Source organism: Shewanella jiangmenensis (assembly GCF_018596335.1).
In the GTDB taxonomy this organism is placed as follows: Bacteria; Pseudomonadota; Gammaproteobacteria; order Enterobacterales; family Shewanellaceae; genus Shewanella; species Shewanella jiangmenensis.
In genome coordinates this window covers 1-22,178 of sequence record NZ_JAHEPS010000005.1, presented here as the reverse complement: position 1 = coordinate 22,178, position 22,178 = coordinate 1, and the positions used below count along the sequence as shown (strand labels likewise).

Here is a 22,178-nt window from a genome sequence, read left to right as displayed (position 1 = left end):
TCACTTGCGAAATATCATGAAATGATGAACTTAATACAGATTGGTGAGCAAAATTCAGGTACAAAAAAACCTGCTTGATGCAGGTTTGAATGGTGCGCTCTAGTGGACTCGAACCACCGACCCCCACCATGTCAAGGTGGTGCTCTAACCAACTGAGCTAAGAGCGCATTTTGGTACACCCGAGTGGACTCGAACCACCGACCCCTACCATGTCAAGGTAGTGCTCTAACCAACTGAGCTACGGGTGCACTGATGTTAGCTTGCTGAACAGGTCAGGCAGCGAACGAGCGCTATATTAAGTGCCCGATACGCTGCCATGCAAGTAAAAAAATGCCGTTTTCGCCTCAAATGGTGAATTGCTGCGCAACTGACTGGCATTGAAGGCGAAAACTAGCCATCAGTGGATCATCTCAAAGCCGGCGCCGTGCTTTTGAATGTACTTGAGACGAATGGCGAACAGTGCCGCAGCGACTGTAAGTCCGGCAATAAGCCCGGTCCAGAACCCGTGGGCACCCATGGCCGGCACCAGAACGTCAGTGTAGGCGAGGGTATAGCCAAGGGTCATGCCTATAGCCCAGTACGACACCAGCGAAATATAAAAGGCGCTGCGGGTGTCTTTGTAGCCGCGAAGGGCGCCTGCAGCTACAACCTGCACCGAATCCGATAACTGATACAGCGCCGCCATCAGCATCAAACTGGAGGCAAGGGTCACCACCGCCGGGCTTGAGTTGTATAAAAGCGCAATCTGCTCGCGAAATACCACTGTCAGCACCGCCGTGACCGAGGCAATCCCCAGGGCCATGATCAACCCCACTTTGGCGACCTGAGCGGCGACATCATGCTGATCGCGACCAAGGTAATAGCCAATGCGGATAGACACCGCAATGCCGATAGACAGCGGCAGCATAAACACAATGGATGAAAAATTGAGCGCAATTTGATGTCCGGCCACCACATTGGCACCCAGGGGCGCCAGCAGCAGCGCAATAATGGCAAACAGACTCACTTCAAAAAACAGCGCCATTGCGATGGGAAAACCAAGCTTACTCATCTCCCACATGGTGCTGATTTTGGGCGCGAAAAACTTGCCAAAGGGCGACATGGCCGCAAACTTTTTATGCAGCGCCACATAAATCAGCATCGCAATCAACATGGCCCAGAACACCAGCGCCGTGGCAAGGCCGCAACCAGCGCCGCCCATGGCTGGCATACCAAAATGCCCGTAAATAAAGATGTAGTTGGCGGGAATGTTGACCGCAAGGCCGACAAAACCAATCACCATGGTAGGCAGGGTGTAGGATATGCCCTCACTCATGCCACGCAGCACCTGATAAAGCATAAAGGCCGGTACGCCCCACAAAAAGGCGAGCAGGTATTGCTCAGAAATGCGCTTTAAGTCGCTCTCTAGCTGCATCATGTCCAGAATATGCGGCGTAAGTCCGAGGAAGATCATCACCGCCACCGAGCCAATTATGGCAATATAGGCAGCTTGATACACGAGCGGCCGGATAGCCGATTCATCGCCGCCGCCGTGCAGCTGCGAAAACACCGGGGTAAAGGCCATCAAAAGCCCCTGCACAAATAACAGTGCCGGCAACCACAAACTGGTGCCCACGGCAACGGCGGCCATATCCACCGCGCTGACCCGACCAGCCATAACGGTGTCGATAAAGCCCATCATGGTTTGGGTGACCTGAGCTATCAGCACCGGGGCCGCCAGCTGAATGAGTTTTTTGGCCTGAAAGCCGGCATTAAGCATAAAACAACGCCTTATAGAGGAATGCAGAAAAAGAATGTTTACCGGTATCGTGCAAGCCACCTGTGAACTGGTGGCCATTGAGAAACGGCAGGGCATGCATACCCTGACCGTGAGCCTGCCTGAATACTTAACTGAAGGGCTCATCACGGGCGCCAGTGTCGCCAATAATGGCGTTTGCCTGACGGTGACCCGTATCGCCGATGATAGGGTGTTTTTTGATGTAATGGAAGAAACCCTGCGGCTGACCAACTTGGGCAGCGTCGAAATCGGGAGCCAAATCAATATCGAACGCTCACTGACCTTTGGTAAGGAAATTGGCGGACATTTGTTGTCCGGCCATATTCACACCCAGGCGAAGGTGGTGAGTGTTGCCAAGGTTGGTGAGCAGTGGGATTTGCGCCTTTGCGTTGAGCCCCAGTGGATGAAGTACATCCTCTATAAAGGCTTTGTGGCGGTGAATGGCTGTAGCCTGACGGTCGGTGAGGTGTTTGACGATGGCTTTATGCTGCACCTTATTCCGGAGACCCTGCGTCTCACCAATTTAAAGGACGCCAGCGCCGGAACAAAGCTTAATATCGAAATCGACAGTCAAACCCAGACCATAGTCGACACGGTCGAGCGAGTGCTGGCCGCGCGCGGACTTGAGGTGTAAACAAACGGCAACGAGCGGCTTAGTAAAGCTGCTCGTCGTCGCCATCCACATACAGGGTGATGGTCTTGCGGCCCTCATCCACGTGAATACGAAGGTGGATGGGGTTACAGCAAATGCGGCAATCGTCGTAATAGTCCTGATCGCCACCACTGGCATCGAGTTCGACCCGCTGATGATGCCCGCAGTGCGGGCAACAGATGGTTTGGCTCTTAAGTTTCATCACAGCCTCCTGTGAATGCGTTGTCGCTAGTCTGCCGCCCCCAGAAAACCGCAGGCGCTGCGACCACCGTCAATCGCGATTATTTGCCCGCTGACATAGGGCGCTTGCAGCAAAAACGCCACCGCCTGGGCGATGTCCTGCGGATTGCCGGCGCGGCCGAGCGGGATTTGTGCCAGCACCTCGTCAATCTTGCCGCCATCATTTGTACCAAGATGCTCGGGCCACAAAATGGCTCCCGGCGATACGCCATTGACGCGAATGCGCGGTGCAAGCTCCTGAGCCAGTGACAGCGTCGCCATGTCAAGCGCTGCCTTAGACATAGAGTATAACCCATGGCCTTTAAGTGGCCGCTTGGCGTGAATATCACATAGGTTCACCACCGCGCCGCCGTTTGTCATCAAAGGGCTCAGCGCTTTGGCGATAAGATAGGGTTGCAGGCAGTTTATCGTCATGATGCTGCTGGCCTTGTCCAAATCCAGCGCCTCACCGTCGGGTAAAAACACCGAGGCATTATTGATGAGGGCGCCCAAGGTGTCAGGGAATAGAGTTAGCTGCTCCGTCACCTTTAGCCTGAGTGATTGCGCGGCATCTGCTTGACTGAGATCCAGACAAATCACCGTGGCCGAATTGGCGCGGGCGGCATTAAGCTTAAGCGCTAGCGCGTTGGCATCATCCTTTGATTGATGACAATGGATAAGCAGGTTCCAGCCGTCCTGATGCAGCCGCTCACAGATAGCGCGGCCGATGCGCTTACCTGCGCCCGTCACCAGTGCCCAGCGGGCAGGGGGAGTCGTGGTAAGGTGAAAGATTTCTTGGGGGTGATGGTCCATTGTTGGCACTAAACTCCTTGGTGGTTACCCGCATAGTGCTCTGCTCATGCGGTTATCCGCTTAGGGTAGCGCGCCAGCCCTATGACGGAAAGCCCCTTATCCGGGCCGCGTCCTTGTGTCGATATTCTCAATGGCTTACACTATTTGGCCGCGCCGGATGAGGCACAAGGCTCCTGTACTGTCTTACCCTCCGCGCGTTACTTTTTCATTGCCCATGTGGCCCTTGGTGTGGGTCACCACTGGATTAAGGACATTTCATGCCTGTAATTACGCTTCCTGATGGCAGCCAACGTGTGTTTGCCAATCCCGTTTCCACTATGGATGTCGCCGCCGACATCGGTCCGGGTCTTGCCAAGGCCTGTATCGCTGGTCGTGTTAATGGCGAGCTTAAAGACGCCTGCGACCTTATCCATGACGATGCGACCCTGTCTATCATCACCAGCCGTGATGAAGAAGGCCTCGAGATCCTGCGTCACTCCTGCGCCCACTTGCTCGGTCATGCCATCAAGCAATTGTGGCCAGAGACCCGCATGGCCATCGGCCCTGTGATTGACAACGGTTTCTACTACGACGTGGATCTGGACCACAAACTGACAGCTGAAGACATCGCTGCGCTTGAAGCGCGCATGCTAGAGCTTGCCAAGAAAGATTACGACGTGGTGAAACGCGTGGTGAGCTGGCAGGAAGCCCGTGACGCCTTTGACAGTCGCGGCGAAAGCTACAAGATAGCGATTCTGGATGAAAACATCAGCAAGGATGCGACTCCTGCGCTGTATCATCACGAAGAATACACCGACATGTGCCGTGGCCCACACGTGCCCAACATGCGTTTCTGCCATCATTTCAAACTGATGAACGTGGCCGGTGCCTACTGGCGCGGCGACTCCAACAACAAGATGCTGCAGCGTATTTACGGTACTGCCTGGGCCGACAAGAAAGCCCTCGCGACTCACCTCGCGCGCCTTGAAGAAGCCGCCAAGCGTGATCACCGTAAAATCGGTAAGCAACTTGACCTGTACCACATGCAGGAAGAAGCCCCAGGCATGGTGTTCTGGCACAACGACGGCTGGAGCATTTTCCGCGAGCTTGAGAGCTTTATTCGCCACAAGCTGGGCCAGTATGGCTATCAGGAAGTAAAAGGTCCGTTCATGATGGACCGCGTGCTGTGGGAACGCTCCGGTCACTGGGACAAGTACTCAGACGCCATGTTCACCACCGCCAGTGAAAACCGCGAGTACGCCATCAAGCCGATGAACTGCCCCGGTCACGTGCAGATTTTCAACCAGGGCCTCAAGTCCTACCGCGATCTGCCACTGCGTATGGCCGAGTTCGGCTGCTGTCACCGTAACGAGCCATCGGGCTCTTTGCACGGCCTGATGCGCGTTCGCGGCTTTACCCAAGACGACGCCCACATTTTCTGTACCGAAGAGCAGGTGCAGGAAGAGGTTAGTGCCTGTATCAAGATGGTCTACGACACTTACGCCACCTTCGGTTTCGAAAACATCGTAGTGAAGCTGTCGACCCGTCCTGAAAAGCGTATCGGTGACGATGCCATGTGGGATCGCGCTGAGTCAGCGCTGATTGAAGCCCTGAACGCCAACGGCATTGCCTTTGAAATTCTGCCGGGTGAAGGCGCCTTCTACGGCCCGAAAATTGAATTCACTCTCCACGACTGCCTCGACCGCGCCTGGCAGTGTGGTACCGTGCAGCTCGACTACGCGTTGCCCGGACGTCTGGGTGCCACTTATGTGGCCGAAGACAACGCCCGTCAGACCCCGGTGATGATCCACCGTGCGATTTTGGGCTCTTTGGAGCGTTTTATCGGTATTCTTATCGAAGAGTATGCAGGTCGCTTCCCAACATGGCTGGCCCCAGTGCAGGCTGTTGTGATGAACATCACCGACAAACAGGCTGATTATGTTGAAGAAGTGGTCAAATTATTCAAAGAACAAGGGATCCGAGCCTCTAAAGACTTGAGGAATGAGAAAATAGGCTTTAAAATACGCGAGCACACCTTAAGGCGTGTCCCTTATCTATTGGTCGTTGGTGACCAGGAGATGGAAAATAGGGAAATCGCGGTGCGTACCCGCGACGGCAAGGATTTGGGCAAGATGTCCATCGATGCCTTCGTGGCCAGCGTAAAAGAGCAAATTTCGCACCGTAGTCTAAGACTGTTGGAGGAATAGGTCATAAAGATCAAAAAAGCAGGGCGTCAATCGGCCCCGAACAGAATCAATGATGAAATTACCGGTGTTTCACAGGTACGTTTGACTGGCCTTGATGGCGAAGCCATCGGTATTGTCAGTATCCGCGAAGCGCAGGAGTTGGCCGATGAAGCCGGAGTCGATCTCGTAGAGATCAGCCCCAATGCCGAGCCTCCCGTATGTCGTATAATGGACTACGGCAAGTTCCTGTTCGATAAGTCCAAAGCGCAAAAAGAACAGAAGAAGAAGCAAAAACAGGTTCAGGTTAAGGAAATCAAATTCCGTCCTGGAACTGATGAAAACGACTATCAGGTAAAACTACGCAACCTGATACGTTTTCTTGAAGACGGTGACAAAGCGAAAGTGACGCTGCGTTTCCGTGGTCGTGAACTGGCACACCAAAACCTCGGTATGGATCTGATGAACCGTATCAAAGAGGATTTGGAAGAGTATGCGGTTGTCGAGTCCTTCCCGAAAATGGAAGGCCGTCAAGCCATCATGGTGCTGGCACCCAAAAAGAAATAGTAGGGCTCTATGAAAGTAACGGCCGCCCTGCAAAGAGCGGCCGTTCGCCTTACGTTTTTAATGACATCCAATGCGGAGTTAGAAGTAATGCCAAAAATGAAAACTGACCGTGGCGTTGCGAAGCGTTTTAAGAAAACCGCCAATGGTTTCAAGCGCAAGCAAGCCCACCTGCGTCACATCCTGACCAAGAAAAGCACCAAGCGTAAGCGTCATCTGCGCGCTAAATGTCTGGTTGCCAAGGTCGACGTTCCAGCAATCGTGCGTCAACTGCCATACGCTTAATTGAGGAGATTGAAAGATGCCAAGAGTTAAGCGTGGTGTGACTGCCCGTGCTCGTCACAAGAAGATTCTGAAACTCGCCAAAGGTTACTACGGTGCCCGTTCACGTACTTACCGCGTAGCGGTACAGGCCGTGATCAAAGCAGGTCAGTATGCTTACCGTGACCGTCGCCAGAAAAAACGTCAATTCCGTCAACTGTGGATTGCTCGTATCAACGCCGCTTCTCGTCAGAACGGCCTGTCTTACAGCCGTTTTATCAACGGTCTGAAGAAGGCTTCTATCGAGATCGACCGTAAGATCCTGGCCGACATCGCTGTATTCGACAAAGTTGTTTTCTCAACTCTGGTTGAAAAGGCTAAAGAAGCTCTGGCCAAGTAATTGGTTTGAGCAAATGAAAGGGACCATCTGGTCCCTTTTTTTGTGTCTTAAATTCGCGTGAATCGCCAAACTTCGGGTACAAAAAAACCGGCACATGGCCGGCTTTTTCAGATAGACAGACTATCAGTGCTTGGCGTCGAGGTAACGCTCGGCATCCAGCGCCGCCATACAGCCGGTACCGGCAGAGGTGATGGCCTGACGATAGTGCTGATCCATTACGTCACCGGCGGCGAACACGCCTTCGATGCTGGTTTGGGTGGCGTTGCCGTTCAAACCGCTCTGCACCTTGAGGTAGCCGTTGTTCATTTCAAGCTGACCTTCAAAAATGCCGGTGTTGGGGCTGTGACCGATGGCCACAAACACGCCGGCCACATCCAGCGACTCGCTGCTGTCATCCTTGGTGGACTTAAGCTTAACGCCGGTCACGCCCATGTTGTCGCCAACCACTTCATCGAGCGTCTTGTCCAGATGCAGGATGATGTTGCCGTTGGCAACCTTGTCCATCAGACGGTCAATCAGGATCTTCTCGGAGCGGAAGCTGTCACGGCGGTGAATAAGGTGTACTTCTGAGGCAATGTTAGACAGATACAGCGCTTCTTCAACGGCAGTGTTACCGCCGCCAATTACAGCAACTTTCTGATTGCGATAGAAGAAACCATCACAGGTCGCACAGGCAGACACGCCGCGGCCTTTGAATGCATCTTCTGAAGGCAGACCGAGGTACTTGGCGGAGGCGCCGGTGGCGATGATGAGCGCATCACAGGTGTACTCGCCATTGTCGCCCTTCAGGCGAAACGGGCGCTCGGTCAGGGTCACTTCGTGGATATGGTCGAAGATAATTTCGGTATGAAACTTTTCTGCGTGCTCCTGCATGCGAGCCATCAGACCCGGACCTGTCAGGCCTTCAGGATCGCCCGGCCAGTTTTCCACTTCGGTGGTGGTGGTCAGCTGACCGCCTTGCTGCATACCGGTGATCATCACAGGCTTAAGGTTGGCGCGTGCGGCGTAAACAGCAGCAGTATAACCAGCGGGGCCAGAACCCAAAATCAAAAGCTGGCTGTGTTTGGCTTGGCTCATTTTATTCTCCGTGCCTTGGCAAATTGTTGGGATTGTAGGAAATTTGCCGATTTGGGTAAAGTGACAATGCATAGACAGTGTCGATGAACTTAATCGAGTTTGTCTATCAGACTTTCCAGTACGGCGCTGCCGTCAGGCGGATGTCGGCGTTTTGTGCTTCAGTTAATCCGTTGACTGTTGTTTTAGTACACCACTTTTTGCGATAAATAAGCGCTGCGCTAATGCAGCAATACCTTAAAACAACATTCAGCCAAATTCAGTCAAAGCAAATGTCCGTTAAAGTCAATGTCCGTTAAAGTAAAAAGGGGGAGCATTGAGCTCCCCCTTAAATCGGTCAACCGAGTGCTTACAGCAGTTCGGTGGCTGGCACGTAGGCCAGGTTGTGGGCTTCAGCCACTTCTTTGATGGTCACTTTGCCGTGCATCACGTTCAGACCGTTCAGCAGGTGCTTATCAGAGAGCAGTGCCTCTTTGTAGCCTTTGCTGGCAAGCTTGATGATGTAGGGCAGGGTGGCGTTGTTCAGCGCGAAGGTTGAAGTACGGGCCACAGCGCCTGGCATGTTGGCTACGCAGTAATGTACTACGTCATCAACTATGTAGGTTGGGTCCTGGTGGGTAGTGGCGTGGGAAGTTTCCACACAGCCGCCCTGGTCGATGGCAACGTCAACGATGGCAGAGCCAGGCTTCATGCGCTTAACCATATCGGCAGTCACCAGCTTAGGTGCAGCCGCGCCTGGGATGAGAACACCACCAATCACCAGATCGGCTTCCAGTACATGACGCTCAATCGCATCAGCAGTGGAGTATACCGCTTTAACTGAAGAGCCGAACTGAACGTTCAGACGACGCAGCGCGTCGATAGAGCGGTCCAGAACCACAACGTCGGCGCCCATGCCCACAGCCATCTGCGCGGCGTTGGTACCAACCATGCCGCCGCCGATGATAACCACTTTGGCTGGCTCAACACCAGGCACGCCGCCCAGCAGCATACCACGGCCGCCGGCAGACTTTTCCAGTGCCATGGCACCGGCCTGGATAGACATACGACCGGCAACTTCAGACATCGGGGCCAGCAGAGGCAGACCACCACGGTCATCGGTTACGGTTTCGTAGGCGATACACACAGCGCCTGAAGCAACCAGCTCTTCGGTCTGAGGCAGATCCGGAGCCAGGTGCAGGTAAGTGAACAGGATCTGGTCGTGGCGCAGCATTGCGCGCTCAACCGCTTGAGGCTCCTTCACTTTTACAATCATGTCTGACTTGGCAAACACTTCGGCGGCAGTGGCCAGAATGGTGGCGCCAGCGTCGGAGTAATCTTTGTCAGTAAAGCCAATGCCACCGCCGGCAGCAGTTTCAACATATACCTGATGCCCACGCAGGGTCAGTTCGCGCACGCTGGAGGGTACCATGCCAACGCGATATTCGTGGTTTTTGATTTCCTTAGGAACACCAATTATCATCTTCGAGCCTCAATTGCATAATTACCCGCTTTTTGCAGGCATATTTGTTATTTTGTTACACCCTGAACGTGCTTATTTCAGGGATATCTAGTATAGTATTGGCGCGGCAGTTTATGCTGCTGAACTTTCGACATACGTAAAATTAAATGTTGTTTTAGCAATAAAACAAGGTCAAAAATATGGCATATAATAAAAAGAATCCAGTTAAAGACTTGGATCGCATCGATCGTAATATCCTTAACGAGCTGCAAATTGATGGTCGCATTTCAAATGTTGAGCTGTCCAAGCGAGTAGGGCTTAGCCCAACTCCCTGTTTGGAAAGGGTAAAACGACTCGAGAAGCAGGGTTATATCAATGGTTATACCGCATTGGTGAATCCGCACTACTTGGGCGCATCACTCCTGGTGTTCGTGGAAATCACGCTCAACCGGGACACTCCAGAGGTGTTTGACCGCTTTAACAGAGCGGTGCAACTGCTGGACGATATTCAGGAATGTCATCTGGTTTCAGGTGATTTTGACTATCTGCTCAAGACACGCGTATCCGACATGTCTGCCTACCGTAAGTTGCTCGGTGAAACGCTGCTGAAGTTGCCTTCAGTGTCTGACACCCGCACTTATGTGGTGATGGAAGAAGTGAAACAGACCAATAAAGTGTCTGTAAATCACATCTGTGACTGATATTTAAGTCACTGTCCATCAAGTAAAAAGGGAGCTTAGCTCCCTTTTTTGCGTCTGGCGTACCTCAAAGAGTTAAATTTTGATCATCAAGCATCCCAACTGCTGGGAAAATCCGCAATTTCGCTCCACTTTCCGAAGGATTCTGGTATCTTAATTTCACTTGTTTTTAATGTTGCTATGGATACTCTCGTTTGTCTCAGGGAAATCGCGTTCATTCACTAAGCGGGCTGCAGCGGCTGCTTGAGGGTGGCCTCATCGTATGCTCCATGTTGGCTCTTTTTGTGCTTTTGGCTCTCACCAGTTTCAGTCCTCAGGACCCGGGCTGGAGCCAAAGTCAGTTTCAGGGCGATATTAAAAATCTCGGCGGCGCCGTTGGTGCGTGGACTGCCGACGTGCTGTTTTATTTCTTCGGCTATACCGCTTACCTGGTGCCCTTTGTGATTGCCGGCACCGGCTGGCTGCTGTTCAAGCAAAGCCACCGCCTGCTTGAGGTGGACTTTTTCTCTGTCTCCATGCGCCTGTTAGGTTTTGTGTTGACGCTGCTTGGCGTATCGACGCTGACCAGCATGAATGCTGCTGATATCTATGAGTTTTCCGCAGGCGGCGTCACAGGTGATGTGATTGCCGGCGCCATGCTGCCTTATTTCAATCAAATAGGAACCGCGCTGCTGCTGCTGTGCAGTGTAGCGACTGGCTTTACCCTGCTGACCGGGATTAGCCTCATCGCCCTTATCGAAATGACCGGCAACGGCATAATCGGGCTGATTAAGGGGCTTGGTAACCTGCCGGCTAAACTCTCATCCCTCGGCGAGCGCCGTGACACTGAAGATACCCGCGGTTTTATGGACCTTGCGTCCAAGTTCAAGCGTGCCCGAAACGAGCCAGAGCTGGCGCAGGATGAAAAACCGCAAAGTGCAGCAAAAGCAGTTGAATCGTCTGCTAAGGTTTTTTCGGCTCCTGATGCCCTTGTCGAGCCAATTCAAACAGACGTTTCTGCTGTAAAAGAAGAGAAAAGCCGACGAAGCTTTTTATCCCGTTTCAGCAAGAGCCGAGAAGAGCCGAGTGTAACGCCGGCATCAACTGGGCTCTCAGCAATCGATGAAGATGACGCAGAGCCGGTAATCAGTGAGCTTGAAGAGCCCGCATTGCCTGCCAATGGCCGTCAGCGGGTAGAGCCCGGTTTTGGCGGTATTAACCCAGCCATCGCCCTTGACGATGAACCGGCTCCAGCCATTAAAGCCCATGCCATCAAGGCACATGATGAAACCCCACCGTGGGATGACATCAAGTTTGATACTGAAATGTCCTCAGGCACATCAGTGCATAAGCTGCAGCAGGCCAATGGCCACGCCGCTCATGCTGCGCATGCCGCCGCGTCTGCAACGTCGCAAGCCGTGGCAAGCGCGCATTCAGCTCATGCCAGCAATGGCGCTCAGCTGACTCAGGCATCAGGTGCGCAGCCCGCCGGTCAATCTGCAAAATCTGCAGCCAAGATAGTTGACGGTATCGTGGTGCTTGGCGATAAGCCTGTGGTGCCACCCAAGCCGATTAATCCGTTGCCAAGCATTGATTTGCTAAATGTGCCTAACCGTAAGCTAAACCCCATTACCCCTGAGGAGCTTGATCAGGTGGCGCGTTTGGTTGAGGCAAAGCTTGCCGATTTCAACATTACCGCCAACGTGGTCGGTGTGTATCCCGGCCCTGTGATCACCCGCTTTGAGCTTGAGCTTGCGCCCGGCGTGAAGGCATCCAAAATCAGTAACCTGGCAAGTGACCTTGCCCGTTCACTGCTTGCCGAGCGGGTGAGGGTGGTTGAGGTTATACCGGGCAAGGCCTATGTAGGCCTTGAACTGCCAAATAAATTCCGCGAAACCGTGTACATGCGTGATGTACTCGATTGTGACAAGTTTAAAAACAATGGCAGCACCCTTGCCATGGTGCTCGGTCAGGATATCGCCGGCGAGCCCGTGGTGGTTGACCTTGCCAAGATGCCGCATCTGCTGGTTGCCGGTACCACGGGCTCGGGTAAGTCTGTTGGCGTTAACGTGATGATCACAAGCCTCCTGTACAAATCCGGCCCCGATGATGTGCGCTTTATCATGATTGACCCCAAGATGCTCGAGCTGTCGGTTTACGAAGGTATTCCGCACCTTTTGTGTGAAGTGGTCACCGACATGAAAGAAGCCTCCAACGCGCTGCGTTGGTGTGTGGGTGAGATGGAGCGCCGCTACAAGCTGATGTCCGCGCTGGGCGTGCGTAATCTTAAGGGCTACAACGCGAAAATCGCCGAGGCCAAACTGGCCGGACAGCCAATTCCTGATCCGATGTGGAACCCAAGCGAAAGCTTTGATGAAACCCAGCCGATGCTCGACAAGCTGCCATCTATCGTGGTGGTGGTTGACGAGTTTGCCGACATGATGATGATTGTGGGTAAAAAGGTTGAAGAGCTTATCGCCCGTATCGCACAGAAGGCCCGTGCTGCCGGTATTCACCTTATTCTGGCGACCCAGCGCCCATCTGTGGATGTGATCACCGGTCTGATTAAGGCCAACATTCCAACCCGAATGGCGTTCCAGGTGTCTTCACGTATCGATTCCCGAACCATTCTCGATCAGCAGGGCGCCGAAACCCTGCTGGGCATGGGTGACATGCTTTATCTGCCGCCTGGTACCGGCGTGCCCATTCGGGTGCACGGCGCCTTTATCGACGACCATGAGGTACACCGCGTCGTGGCCGACTGGCATGCCCGTGGCAAGCCCCAGTATATTGATGAAATTCTCAATGGTTCCAGCGATGGCGAGCAGGTATTGCTGCCGGGTGAAACACCGGAAGAAGGGGATGAAGATTACGATCCCCTGTATGATGAAGCCGTTGCCTTTGTGACTGAATCACGCCGCGGCTCGATTTCCAGCGTACAGCGTAAGTTCAAAATTGGTTATAACCGTGCGGCGCGTATTATTGAGCAAATGGAAATGGCCGGTGTGGTCAGTGCCCAGGGCCATAACGGCAACCGTGAAGTGCTGGCGCCGCCACCGCCCCGAAATTAATTGTTTTTCAGAGGTGTTATTGTGAAGAAGTTACTCACAGTGCTCATGTCTTTTGGTGTTATGAGTGCGGCAGTGGCCGACGATTCCGCCGCGCTTGCCGCTCGTCTTGATAAAATGGCGGGCCTTAAGGCCGACTTTACCCAAAAGGTTACCGACCAAAATGGCAAGCTGGTGCAGGAAGGCAGTGGCCAGCTTGCGCTCGCTCAGCCAAACCGTTTTTACTGGCACCTGACAGCGCCCGATGAGTCGCTGATTGTGGCGCAAAAGAGCAGCGTCTGGGTTTACAACCCGTTTGCTGAAGAGGTCACCATCCTCGGCATGGACGATATCCTGAAAGCCTCGCCGATGGCGCTCCTGGTTCACCGCGATGCCGACAGCTGGTCAAAGTACGATATTAAAGCGCAAGCCGGCTGCTATAACATCAGCCCCCGCCCCGGTACAGATACCGCCGTTGAACTTGTCTCTGTGTGCTTTAAGGGTGACACCCTGCTTGATATCCGTCTCACCGACGCGCAAAAAAGTGTAAGCCACTTCCGCTTGTCCGGACAAAAGAGCCTCACGGGCGCCGACGATAAACTGTTTGAGTTTACTGTGCCTGAAGGCGTCAGTGTTGACGATCAGCGCGCGGCCAGATAAGCCCGCCCGGTTTTCGCGTATATCGTCATAAATCGCCATAAGTAGAAGGTCTCCCCGTGTCGCTGCGTTTTGATTTCAGTCCCGATTTTAGCCCACTGGCCGCCAGGATGCGGCCGCGCAGCGTGGATGAATACATAGGGCAGGAGCATCTCTTAGGTGCCGATAAGCCGCTGCGCCAGGCGCTTTTGGGTGGCAAAATCCATTCGATGCTGCTGTGGGGGCCTCCTGGTACCGGCAAAACGACTCTGGCGGAGCTCGTTGCCCGCTACGCCAATGCCCATGTGGAGCGCATTTCGGCGGTGACCTCCGGCGTTAAAGATATACGTCTTGCCATTGAGCATGCCAAAGAAGTGGCAGAATCGCGCGGTCAGCGTACCCTGCTGTTTGTGGATGAGGTGCATCGCTTCAATAAAAGTCAGCAGGATGCCTTTCTGCCGTTTATTGAAGATGGCACTGTGATTTTTATTGGCGCCACCACCGAAAACCCCTCGTTTGAAATCAATAATGCGCTGCTGTCCCGCTGCCGGGTGTATTTGATTAAAAAGCTCGATGAGGCGGCAATTGGCGCCATTATCGACAGCGCGCTGAATGAGCCTGAGCGCGGCCTTGGCCATCGACGACTTAATTTGCCGCCTGAGGTCAAGTGTGCCATGGCCGCCATCAGCGATGGCGATGCCAGACGGGCACTGAACCTGCTCGAGCTAATGGCGGATTTACTGCCGGACGGCGGCACCTTCACCGAATCGCTTCTTACCGATGTCGCGGGTCATCAGGCGGCGCTGTACGATAAAAACGGCGATCAGTTTTACGATTTAATCAGCGCTGTGCATAAATCAGTGCGCGGCTCGGCGCCGGATGCGGCACTTTACTGGTTTTGCCGCATTCTGGAAGGCGGCGGTGACCCTTTATACGTTGCCCGCCGCTTGCTCGCGATTGCTTCTGAAGACATTGGCAACGCCGATCCCAATGCCATGACGGTCGCCCTCAATGCCTGGGACTGCTTTCATCGGGTGGGGCCGGCAGAAGGCGAGCGCGCTATTGCTCAGGCGGTGCTGTATCTTGCCAGCGCCCCCAAAAGCAATGCTGTTTACACTGCTTTTAAAGCGGCCCGGCTGCTTGCCCGTGAAAGCGGCCATGAGCCTGTGCCCAATCATTTACGCAATGCGCCCACCACCTTAATGAAACAGCAAGGCGTGGGCGATGGTTATCGTTATGCCCATGATGAGCCGGGCGCCTTTGCCGCCGGTGAAAACTATTTTCCTGAGGCACTCTCAAACACACGGCTTTATCAGCCGACCGAACGTGGATTTGAGAAGCGCATCCATGAAAAACTCAGCCAACTTGAGATAATCAATCAGCAGAGCCGGAGCAAACGCTATGAATAATGTGCTGTTTGTGGCGCTTGGCGGTGCGGTTGGCGCTGTTTTACGCTATTCCATCTCAATTCTGGCATTGCAGCTCTTTGGCGCGGGTTTTCCTTTTGGTACACTCATCGTCAATGTGGCGGGATCCTTTTTGATGGGATGCGTGTATGCTCTGGCAGAACTCAGCCATATTGGCCCTCAATGGAAAGCATTGATTGGCGTTGGTCTTCTTGGCGCGCTGACGACTTTTTCCACCTTCTCCAACGAAACCTTGCTGCTGATGGAGCAGGGCGACTGGCTGAAGGCGAGCCTGAATGTGTTGCTCAATCTGGTACTGTGCCTTGTCATGGTTTATCTTGGGCAGCAACTGATTTATTCCCGCGGATAACTTAAAAGAAAACAAGTATGTTAGACACCAAATATCTTCGTAGTGAACTGGATTACACCAAGGAGCGTCTGGCCACCCGTGGCTTTGCGCTGGATGTCGATAAACTCAAAGCGCTGGAAGAAAAGCGCAAGTCGCTTCAGGTTGCCACTGAAGAGCTGCAGGCGAGTCGCAACGCCATCTCCAAATCCATCGGCCAGGCCAAGTCCCGCGGCGAAGATGTGGCGCCTATCATGGCTCAGGTGGGTAACCTTGGCGCCGAGCTTGAAGCCAAAAAGGTTGAGCTTGCCGCGCTGCTTGACGAAATCAACGCCATTGCCCAGTCGGTGCCTAACCTGCCGGATGAGTCTGTGCCTGTGGGTAAAGATGAAACCGACAACGTGGAAATCCGCCGCTGGGGCACCCCGCGCAGCTTCGATTTTGACGTAAAAGATCACGTCGACCTGGGTGAAGGTCTGAATGGTCTGGATTTTAAGAGCGCGGTAAAAATTACCGGCTCACGCTTTATCGTGATGAAAGGTCAGGTCGCCCGCATGCACCGCGCGCTGGCGCAGTTTATGCTCGATTTGCACACCACAGAGCACGGCTATACCGAAGCCTATGTCCCTTATTTGGTTAACGCTGAAAGCTTGCTGGGTACCGGTCAGCTGCCTAAGTTTGGTGAAGATCTGTTCCACACCAAGCCTGCCACCGAAGAAGGTCAGGGGCTGAGCCTTATTCCAACTGCCGAAGTACCGGTAACCAACCTGGTGCGCGATACCATAGTTGAAGAAGACGAGCTGCCAATCAAGGTGACTGCTCATACCCCTTGCTTCCGCTCTGAAGCCGGCTCTTACGGTAAAGACACCCGTGGTCTTATCCGTCAGCACCAGTTCGACAAAGTGGAGATGGTGCAGATTGTGAAGCCCGAAACCTCCATGGACGCGCTGGAAGAAATGGTTGGCCATGCCGAAAAAGTACTGCAAAAGCTCGGCCTGCCGCACCGCACCATAGTGCTGTGTACCGGTGACATGGGCTTTGGCGCTGCCAAAACCTACGACATCGAAGTGTGGCTGCCAGCGCAGAACACCTACCGTGAAATTTCTTCCTGCTCCAACGTGAAGGATTTCCAGGCCCGTCGTATGCAGGCACGTTACCGCAACAAGGCTGACAATAAGCCGGCGCTGGTGCATACGCTGAACGGCTCTGGTCTCGCGGTTGGCCGCACCCTGGTGGCTATTCTCGAAAACTACCAGAACGCCGATGGCACTGTGACGGTGCCTGAAGCATTGCGTCCTTACATGGGCGGTTTGGAAAAACTGGGCTAATTTAAGAATTTTAATAATAATTACAAAGGACTATGGATAAAGGTCAACGCAATTTCCGTTGGCTCTCCTATATGGCAGTGATAACAGTGTTTGTGCTGATCATGTTTGCCACACTGGGAAAAGCCTTTTGGGTTATCCTTGAAAACCTCAAGTACCATTAAAAAAGTAAACTAAAAAAAGCCCCGCATCGCGGGGCTTTTTGTTTATCGTTTTGAATTGTCGTCTTTTAGGCAGTAGTGCCGATCCGAGCCGACGTTTAGCAGACTAGATACACTTGGCAGGCTTTGGCAATCCCGCAATCTTGGTCGCCTGCTTGGCCGGGCCGATGGGAAACAGGGTGTAAAGGTATTTGGAGTTACCTTTTTCGTCACCGAGCTTTTGTCCCATGGCTTTAACCAAAGCCCTGATGGCGGGGCTGGTTTTGTACTCAAGATAAAAGTCGCGCACAAAGTTGACCACTTCCCAATGGGCATCGGTCAGTTCAATGTTTTCGCCCCTGGCAAGTACCAGTGCAAGCTCAGGGCTCCAGTCATCCACAGACAGAAGATAACCATTTTTATCGACCGGGATTTCATTTCCGGCAAACGCGATAACCTCTACCACGTGATCACCTTTTTGTAATGCAATGAGAGTTCAACCCAGCGCGGATAGTCGATAAGCTCGATATTGACGGGCAGGGCACAGATAAGCGGCGTAAGGCCGCGGGCGATAACGTCTGACTCGAGCAACAACACCTTCATCGTGAGCTTCGGCTGCAGGCGGGTATCGAGTACAGATGCCACTGCATCGCCACTCAGCAGCAGTCCGTCACCCGGCGTAAAGTATCGCAGTGAGAGGGTAAGAGCCGCACTTTGCGAAGGAGTTGTTTGAATATGATGTAAAATCATCAGAACACCATGACCTCATCCACCTCGTTAAGGTGATTTGCTATCTGGGCGGGTGACAGGATTTCAAGCTCGAGCGGGAATGGGTGCCCCTCAAGGCCGCGCTCGACAAGGGACGTTTCGCATACCAACAGCCGCTCTATGTCGTAAAATTCGAGCGCCTTGAAGGTGGCGATGTAATCGCGGCAACCGATAAGTTCGGGCTGCTGACCGCCAAGCAGATGCAGTACTCCTTCGTCGGTAAACAGCAGTGTGGTTTCAAAATCAAAACTGGCCGACAGCATGGCAAGATCCAGTGCTTCGCGGCCGGATGCGCTGCCGTGTGGTGCTTTGGAAAAAAGGATGCAGAGCTTTTTCATCGTATCACCTTAAAAACACATCAGCCGATCGGCCTTGGCGATGCCGGTGATGAGTTCACCGAGGCCACCGTTATCTATGATGTCATCAACGTTCCAGTGGGGCAGACCGTGGATGTCGGCTTCTTCTTTGGACAGCATGCCGCGGCGCAGCGCCGCCGAAATGCAGTTAACCAAAGGCACCGAGTATTCGCGGGAAAACTCACGCCATGCCTGATAGACATTGAACTCATCGGATGCGGGCGTGCCAAGGCTTGAGGTGTTGAACACCCCGTCCTGATAGAAAAAGACCCGCAGGATCTGATGTCCGCCGGCAATGGCCGCTTTGGCAAAGGCCAGTGCATGCACGGGTGCTGCGCTGCCATAGGCGGCGCCTGAAACTTGAATAATGAATGTGCTCATAATAAAAAATGGCCCTGAAGTCGGGCCATTTTACCTCAAAAACGCGTAGTAGGATCAATCGTCGTTGTTCATGCCCAGAATGCGCAAAATGGCGAGGAACAGGTTCAGGAAATCCAGATACAGTGACACTGTGGCGCGGATGTAGTTGGTTTCACCGCCGTTGACTATGTTGCTTGTGTCGTAAAGGATAAGACCGGCAAACACCAGCGCAGTCGCCCAGGACAGCAGCATGTAGGCCACGCCGTTGCCCACGAACATATTAATCAGGCCTCCGACGATGATGATAATCAAACCGGCAAACAAAAAACCGCGCATGAAAGAGAAGTCTTTTTTGGTGGTCAGCGCATACATGGACAGACCCACAAAAATCGCCGCTGTCAGACCGAAGGCCTGCATGATGAGCTCAGGACCATTGGCCATGCCGGCGTAATGGTTGAGGATATAACCAAGCGACGCACCCTGCATACCGGTAAAGGCGAACACCCAGAAAATACCGGCGGCAGTGTCGGCTTTTTTCAGGGTGAAAAACAGCAGCACCAGGCTGCCCAGCGACAGGCCGATGGACATCCAGGGCGAAATACCGATAGCGGTGGCAACCCAGGCGCACAGGGCCGAAAATGCCAACGTCATCGACAGCAGCATGTATGTGTTTTTAATGAGCTTGTTCACTTCCAATGTCGAACGGTTGGAAACGAGAATTTCCTGTGACATTTCAATGTCTCCTTAACTGAGTGCAATAGCCGTATCATACCGGAATTGTGCTCTGATGCCAGCGTTTGCGCCGCTGGCCGAAAGCCGCGTCAGCATTTATATCAAGCCAGCCATTCCCGATGCAGTTTGTCACTGTCGCCAAGGTACTCGAGCACCCAATTGAGTGCAGGCGAGGGCGCGTCACCGTTCCAGGCAAGGCAGCAGGGGCTTGGCACCTTGGGCCTGGCGAGTGTTTTCTCGACCAGCAGCCCGGCACCTAAAAACGGCGCCGCCAGATGGCGCGGCATATAGCCAATCCCGAGGCCATTGGTAAAACAGTTGATGGCGCGGATCCAGTCCGGCACCACCAGGCGGCGCTGATTGTCCAAAAGCCAGGTGGTGCGCTTGGGAATTTCCCGCGACGTATCTTCAAGACAAATAGAGGGATAGGGGCGCAGCATATCATCCTCAAGTGGCCCTTCGACCGCCGCGAGCGGGTGGTTTTTTGACACCAGAAACGCCCAGTCGATAACGCCCATGTCGCGGTACTGAAACACGCCGCCCACCGGAATGGCGGTGGTCGCGCCGATGGCGATATGGCTGCGGCCGGTCGACAGCGCTTCCCATACACCGTTAAACACCTCGATGCGGATAATGAGCTCAACATCCTGAAAGTGCCGATAAAAATCGGCAATCAACACACTTATCCTGTCGGCGCGGACTATGTTGTCGAGCGCAATAGAAAGCGTCGGTTGCCAGCCATTGGCGATACGCTGGGTGCCGCGTTTAAGCTCACTCATTTGTGAGAGCATGGCGCGCGCTTCCCGCACAAAATGCTCGCCCGCCACAGTAAGGCTTACGCTGCGGTGATGGCGGGTAAAGAGCACGACGCCAAGTTCGTCTTCAATTTGCTTTACCGCGTAACTTACCGCCGACGGCACTTTATGCAATTTGGCAGCGGCAGCGGTAAAGCTGCCAACCTGGGCAACTATGTCCACTAATTCGAGGGATTGTTCAGAGAGCATGGGCTAACTCCTGGCACTGGTCGATTTCTGGCTTCAAATTATTTGTTTGCAGTGTGCAAAATTAACCGTTTCACAGCCGTTATTCAAGTCCGTACACTGCCGCCGGATTATGAAACAGCGTTAAAAGGAGATTGTTTTGACCACAATTACGCTCTCAAAGCCCAGAGCTATCTTATTATTTCCCTATTTGGCCATTCTTAGCATGCTTGGTTTTCTGGCGACCGACATGTATTTGCCTGCATTCAATCAAATTGAATCATCTTTGAACATTGACGCCGAAAGCGTGGCGTTGTCACTGACGCTCTTTTTGGGTGGCCTGGCCGTTGGGCAGTTGGTGTACGGCGGCCTGTGTGAACGCTTTGGCAAACGTGCCACCTTGAATGTGGGGCTGATTATCTTCACCCTGAGCAGCGTGCTACTTGCCATGGTGGACAATATCGAGAGCTTTTTATTGCTCAGAGTCGTACAGGCCTTTGGCGCCTGCGCCGCTGCCGTGATCTGGCAATCCATTGTTATCGAAAGCTTTGATGAAGCAGCTGCCCGTAAACTCTTTGCCTCAATCATGCCGCTGGTTGCCTTGTCACCGGCGCTGGCGCCACTGCTGGGCTCATGGATTGTTGAAGTGGCAAGCTGGCAGCATATTTTTGCCATTCTGGCACTGCTTGGGCTTTGTCTTGCGGTGATGACGCCGTATCTCACCCCGGCAGCCAAGCGTTCATCGACAAGCACCGAAAATGCACAGTCTCGGATGAAGGTTGCCAACATCCTTGGCAACAAAACCTTTATCAGTAACGTGATAATCTTTGGTGCCTGCTCGGCGGCATTCTTTTGTTATCTGACACTGTGGCCTGCGGTGATGCAGCATCACGGTTATGACGCCGCCTCAATCGGGCTTAGTTTTGTGCCGCAAACCATCGCCTTTATGCTTGGCGGGTTTATCTGCCGTCGGATGCTCAAAACCATGAGCGCCCAGCGGATAAAAAACACCCTGATGGTCGGGTTTATCGTGTTGTCGCTGGTGCTGTTTTTACTGTCTATGATGGGGGCAGGGCTGATGGCGATTTTGTGGGTCTTTGCACTCCTTGCCGCGATTAACGGCGCCATTTACCCCCTGCTGGTGACCGATGCGCTGTCGCCCTTTGCCAATAACGCCGCTAAAGCAGCCGGCTGGCAGAACTTTATTCAGCTCGCGATGGCCTTCGCCGGCTCCTATCTGGTGGCGCTGAACGCAGCGTATGTTGAGCAGGCCATTGGCAGCGGTATCATTATCTGCGCCCTGATAGCCCTAAGCGCCTGGGTGTGGATGAACTGGGCACAATGGAAGCATGAATGGTGCGCGCCGGATCCGGCGCGGATTGCGCTTAAAGTTGTAATGTGTGAAAAGACAGCCACAGTTGGCGACACCTGTAAGCGTGAGGCAGGCCAGAGCACAGAAGCACTGCTACAAAATAAGCTGATTAAGTCCGACGCCGGAAACCGTGACGATAAAGCGTGATAATCCAGCATAGACTCATTGCATTCAACCATGGATCCAGAGCTAATCTAATAATTCAGAGCTCATAGTAAGAGTTCATAGTAAGAGCTTAAGCTTGAAAAGCCTGCGGCGGTAACTGTGCAAAATGAAACGATTCGGCACAGTTACCGGCGCATGTTGGAATGATAGAGAGCACCGAGAGTACTCCACGAAAGCTACGGACGCATAAGCACTCGAATTGAGTGGCTATTGTTGAAGCTATTGAGGCTATTGAAGATGTTGAAACTGTTGAAGAGAGTTAAGGCCGGTTCAATTTCAACAAATGGCCGGCACGATGAGTGCAACTTAAGATAGCGTTTGAAGGTAGCGCTTTAAAAGGTCAAAGCGACGCGAGATGCATAGTTTGCAGATAAAAGGTGTAATAGCTCAGACCTGATCTGACAGTTACCCGATTTTGGGGTGCCGTTGTCAGATTAGATTTGGGCTAAATTCTTTTCAGCCCAAACCCGTTTTCCATCAATTAATGTAGCCATCGGTGTGCGAC

At 53.2% G+C, this 22,178-nt stretch carries 23 protein-coding genes and 2 tRNA genes; 12 read left to right on the top strand and 13 right to left on the bottom strand.

Features of this window, described 5'->3' with window-relative positions:
• Positions 1 to 90 precede the first annotated feature (90 nt).
• The 3 genes from KJI95_RS13150 to KJI95_RS13140 all read right to left on the bottom strand — a co-directional run bounded on the left by KJI95_RS13150 (position 91) and on the right by KJI95_RS13140 (position 1,759).
• A tRNA-Val gene (locus tag KJI95_RS13150) sits at positions 91 to 167 on the bottom strand.
• A 4-nt stretch (positions 168 to 171) separates the two neighbouring features.
• Positions 172 to 248 (bottom strand) — tRNA-Val (locus tag KJI95_RS13145).
• 149 nt (positions 249 to 397) lie between these two features.
• Positions 398 to 1,759: an MATE family efflux transporter gene (locus KJI95_RS13140; protein ID WP_214507669.1), complete on the bottom strand. Its 1,362-nt coding sequence runs from the start codon at positions 1,757 to 1,759 to the stop codon at positions 398 to 400.
• Positions 1,760 to 1,793: 34 nt separating this feature from the next.
• Between KJI95_RS13140 and KJI95_RS13135 the strand changes: the two genes are divergently transcribed.
• On the top strand, positions 1,794 to 2,411 hold the full coding sequence (locus KJI95_RS13135) for a riboflavin synthase subunit alpha (RefSeq protein ID WP_214507668.1): 618 nt from the start codon (positions 1,794 to 1,796) through the stop codon (positions 2,409 to 2,411).
• Between the two features lie 19 nt (positions 2,412 to 2,430).
• Here the strand turns inward: KJI95_RS13135 and KJI95_RS13130 are convergent, their stop codons facing one another.
• Together KJI95_RS13130 and KJI95_RS13125 are read right to left on the bottom strand one after the other, a co-directional pair.
• Positions 2,431 to 2,631 carry a CPXCG motif-containing cysteine-rich protein gene (locus KJI95_RS13130; protein WP_214507667.1) on the bottom strand — a complete coding sequence of 67 codons (201 nt, stop codon included), beginning with the start codon at positions 2,629 to 2,631 and terminating at the stop codon, positions 2,431 to 2,433.
• Positions 2,632 to 2,657: 26 nt separating this feature from the next.
• Positions 2,658 to 3,461: an SDR family oxidoreductase gene (locus KJI95_RS13125; RefSeq protein ID WP_214507666.1), complete on the bottom strand. Its 804-nt coding sequence runs from the start codon at positions 3,459 to 3,461 to the stop codon at positions 2,658 to 2,660.
• Positions 3,462 to 3,718: 257 nt separating this feature from the next.
• Between KJI95_RS13125 and thrS the strand changes: the two genes are divergently transcribed.
• The 4 genes from thrS to rplT all read left to right on the top strand — a co-directional run bounded on the left by thrS (position 3,719) and on the right by rplT (position 6,848).
• Positions 3,719 to 5,647: a threonine--tRNA ligase gene (gene thrS / locus KJI95_RS13120; protein ID WP_214507665.1), complete on the top strand. Its 1,929-nt coding sequence runs from the start codon at positions 3,719 to 3,721 to the stop codon at positions 5,645 to 5,647.
• Positions 5,648 to 5,650: 3 nt separating this feature from the next.
• Positions 5,651 to 6,190, top strand: coding sequence for a translation initiation factor IF-3 (gene infC / locus KJI95_RS13115; RefSeq protein ID WP_214507908.1), 540 nt, complete (start codon positions 5,651 to 5,653; stop codon positions 6,188 to 6,190).
• Between the two features lie 87 nt (positions 6,191 to 6,277).
• Positions 6,278 to 6,472: a 50S ribosomal protein L35 gene (gene rpmI / locus KJI95_RS13110; protein WP_214507907.1), complete on the top strand. Its 195-nt coding sequence runs from the start codon at positions 6,278 to 6,280 to the stop codon at positions 6,470 to 6,472.
• A gap of 16 nt (positions 6,473 to 6,488) precedes the next feature.
• Positions 6,489 to 6,848 (top strand): 50S ribosomal protein L20, encoded by a 360-nt coding sequence (rplT, locus tag KJI95_RS13105; RefSeq protein WP_214507664.1) that lies wholly within the window; start codon positions 6,489 to 6,491, stop codon positions 6,846 to 6,848.
• Between the two features lie 123 nt (positions 6,849 to 6,971).
• Here rplT and trxB read toward each other — a convergent pair whose 3' ends face one another.
• Positions 6,972 to 7,925 (bottom strand): thioredoxin-disulfide reductase, encoded by a 954-nt coding sequence (gene trxB, locus KJI95_RS13100; RefSeq protein WP_214507663.1) that lies wholly within the window; start codon positions 7,923 to 7,925, stop codon positions 6,972 to 6,974.
• Between the two features lie 346 nt (positions 7,926 to 8,271).
• Positions 8,272 to 9,384: an alanine dehydrogenase gene (gene ald / locus KJI95_RS13095; protein WP_214507662.1), complete on the bottom strand. Its 1,113-nt coding sequence runs from the start codon at positions 9,382 to 9,384 to the stop codon at positions 8,272 to 8,274.
• 179 nt (positions 9,385 to 9,563) lie between these two features.
• Here ald and lrp point away from each other — a divergent pair, with 179 nt between their 5' ends.
• The 6 genes from lrp to serS all read left to right on the top strand — a co-directional run bounded on the left by lrp (position 9,564) and on the right by serS (position 16,803).
• Complete coding sequence (gene lrp, locus KJI95_RS13090) at positions 9,564 to 10,064, top strand: leucine-responsive transcriptional regulator Lrp (RefSeq protein ID WP_214507661.1); 501 nt, start codon at positions 9,564 to 9,566, stop codon at positions 10,062 to 10,064.
• Between the two features lie 191 nt (positions 10,065 to 10,255).
• A complete protein-coding gene (locus KJI95_RS13085; protein ID WP_214507660.1) occupies positions 10,256 to 13,111 on the top strand; it encodes a DNA translocase FtsK in 2,856 nt (951 codons plus the stop codon).
• A 21-nt stretch (positions 13,112 to 13,132) separates the two neighbouring features.
• Entirely contained in the window at positions 13,133 to 13,747 is a 615-nt protein-coding gene (gene lolA / locus KJI95_RS13080; RefSeq protein WP_214507659.1) for an outer membrane lipoprotein periplasmic chaperone LolA, read from the top strand.
• A gap of 107 nt (positions 13,748 to 13,854) precedes the next feature.
• On the top strand, positions 13,855 to 15,132 hold the full coding sequence (locus tag KJI95_RS13075; RefSeq protein ID WP_214507906.1) for a replication-associated recombination protein A: 1,278 nt from the start codon (positions 13,855 to 13,857) through the stop codon (positions 15,130 to 15,132).
• Positions 15,125 to 15,499: a fluoride efflux transporter CrcB gene (crcB, locus tag KJI95_RS13070; RefSeq protein WP_214507658.1), complete on the top strand. Its 375-nt coding sequence runs from the start codon at positions 15,125 to 15,127 to the stop codon at positions 15,497 to 15,499. The genes KJI95_RS13075 and crcB overlap by 8 nt, the downstream gene beginning before the upstream one ends.
• A 17-nt stretch (positions 15,500 to 15,516) precedes the next feature.
• Entirely contained in the window at positions 15,517 to 16,803 is a 1,287-nt protein-coding gene (gene serS, locus KJI95_RS13065; protein ID WP_214507657.1) for a serine--tRNA ligase, read from the top strand.
• 264 nt (positions 16,804 to 17,067) lie between these two features.
• Here the strand turns inward: serS and KJI95_RS13060 are convergent, their stop codons facing one another.
• The 6 genes from KJI95_RS13060 to punR form a co-directional block, all read right to left on the bottom strand.
• Complete coding sequence (locus KJI95_RS13060) at positions 17,068 to 17,406, bottom strand: TusE/DsrC/DsvC family sulfur relay protein (RefSeq protein WP_214507656.1); 339 nt, start codon at positions 17,404 to 17,406, stop codon at positions 17,068 to 17,070.
• Positions 17,400 to 17,690: a sulfurtransferase complex subunit TusB gene (tusB, locus tag KJI95_RS13055; RefSeq protein WP_214507655.1), complete on the bottom strand. Its 291-nt coding sequence runs from the start codon at positions 17,688 to 17,690 to the stop codon at positions 17,400 to 17,402. The genes KJI95_RS13060 and tusB overlap by 7 nt, the downstream gene beginning before the upstream one ends.
• A complete protein-coding gene (gene tusC, locus KJI95_RS13050; RefSeq protein ID WP_214507654.1) occupies positions 17,690 to 18,046 on the bottom strand; it encodes a sulfurtransferase complex subunit TusC in 357 nt (118 codons plus the stop codon). The genes tusB and tusC overlap by 1 nt, the downstream gene beginning before the upstream one ends.
• Before the next feature lie 9 nt (positions 18,047 to 18,055).
• Positions 18,056 to 18,445 carry a sulfurtransferase complex subunit TusD gene (gene tusD, locus KJI95_RS13045; RefSeq protein WP_214507653.1) on the bottom strand — a complete coding sequence of 130 codons (390 nt, stop codon included), beginning with the start codon at positions 18,443 to 18,445 and terminating at the stop codon, positions 18,056 to 18,058.
• A 54-nt stretch (positions 18,446 to 18,499) separates the two neighbouring features.
• Positions 18,500 to 19,156: a Bax inhibitor-1/YccA family protein gene (locus KJI95_RS13040; protein WP_214507652.1), complete on the bottom strand. Its 657-nt coding sequence runs from the start codon at positions 19,154 to 19,156 to the stop codon at positions 18,500 to 18,502.
• A 101-nt stretch (positions 19,157 to 19,257) separates the two neighbouring features.
• Positions 19,258 to 20,160, bottom strand: a complete 903-nt coding sequence (punR, locus tag KJI95_RS13035) for a DNA-binding transcriptional activator PunR (RefSeq protein ID WP_214507651.1) — start codon at positions 20,158 to 20,160, stop codon at positions 19,258 to 19,260.
• Positions 20,161 to 20,296: 136 nt separating this feature from the next.
• Here punR and punC point away from each other — a divergent pair, with 136 nt between their 5' ends.
• Complete coding sequence (punC, locus tag KJI95_RS13030) at positions 20,297 to 21,655, top strand: purine nucleoside transporter PunC (protein WP_250885829.1); 1,359 nt, start codon at positions 20,297 to 20,299, stop codon at positions 21,653 to 21,655.
• Positions 21,656 to 22,178 lie beyond the last annotated feature (523 nt).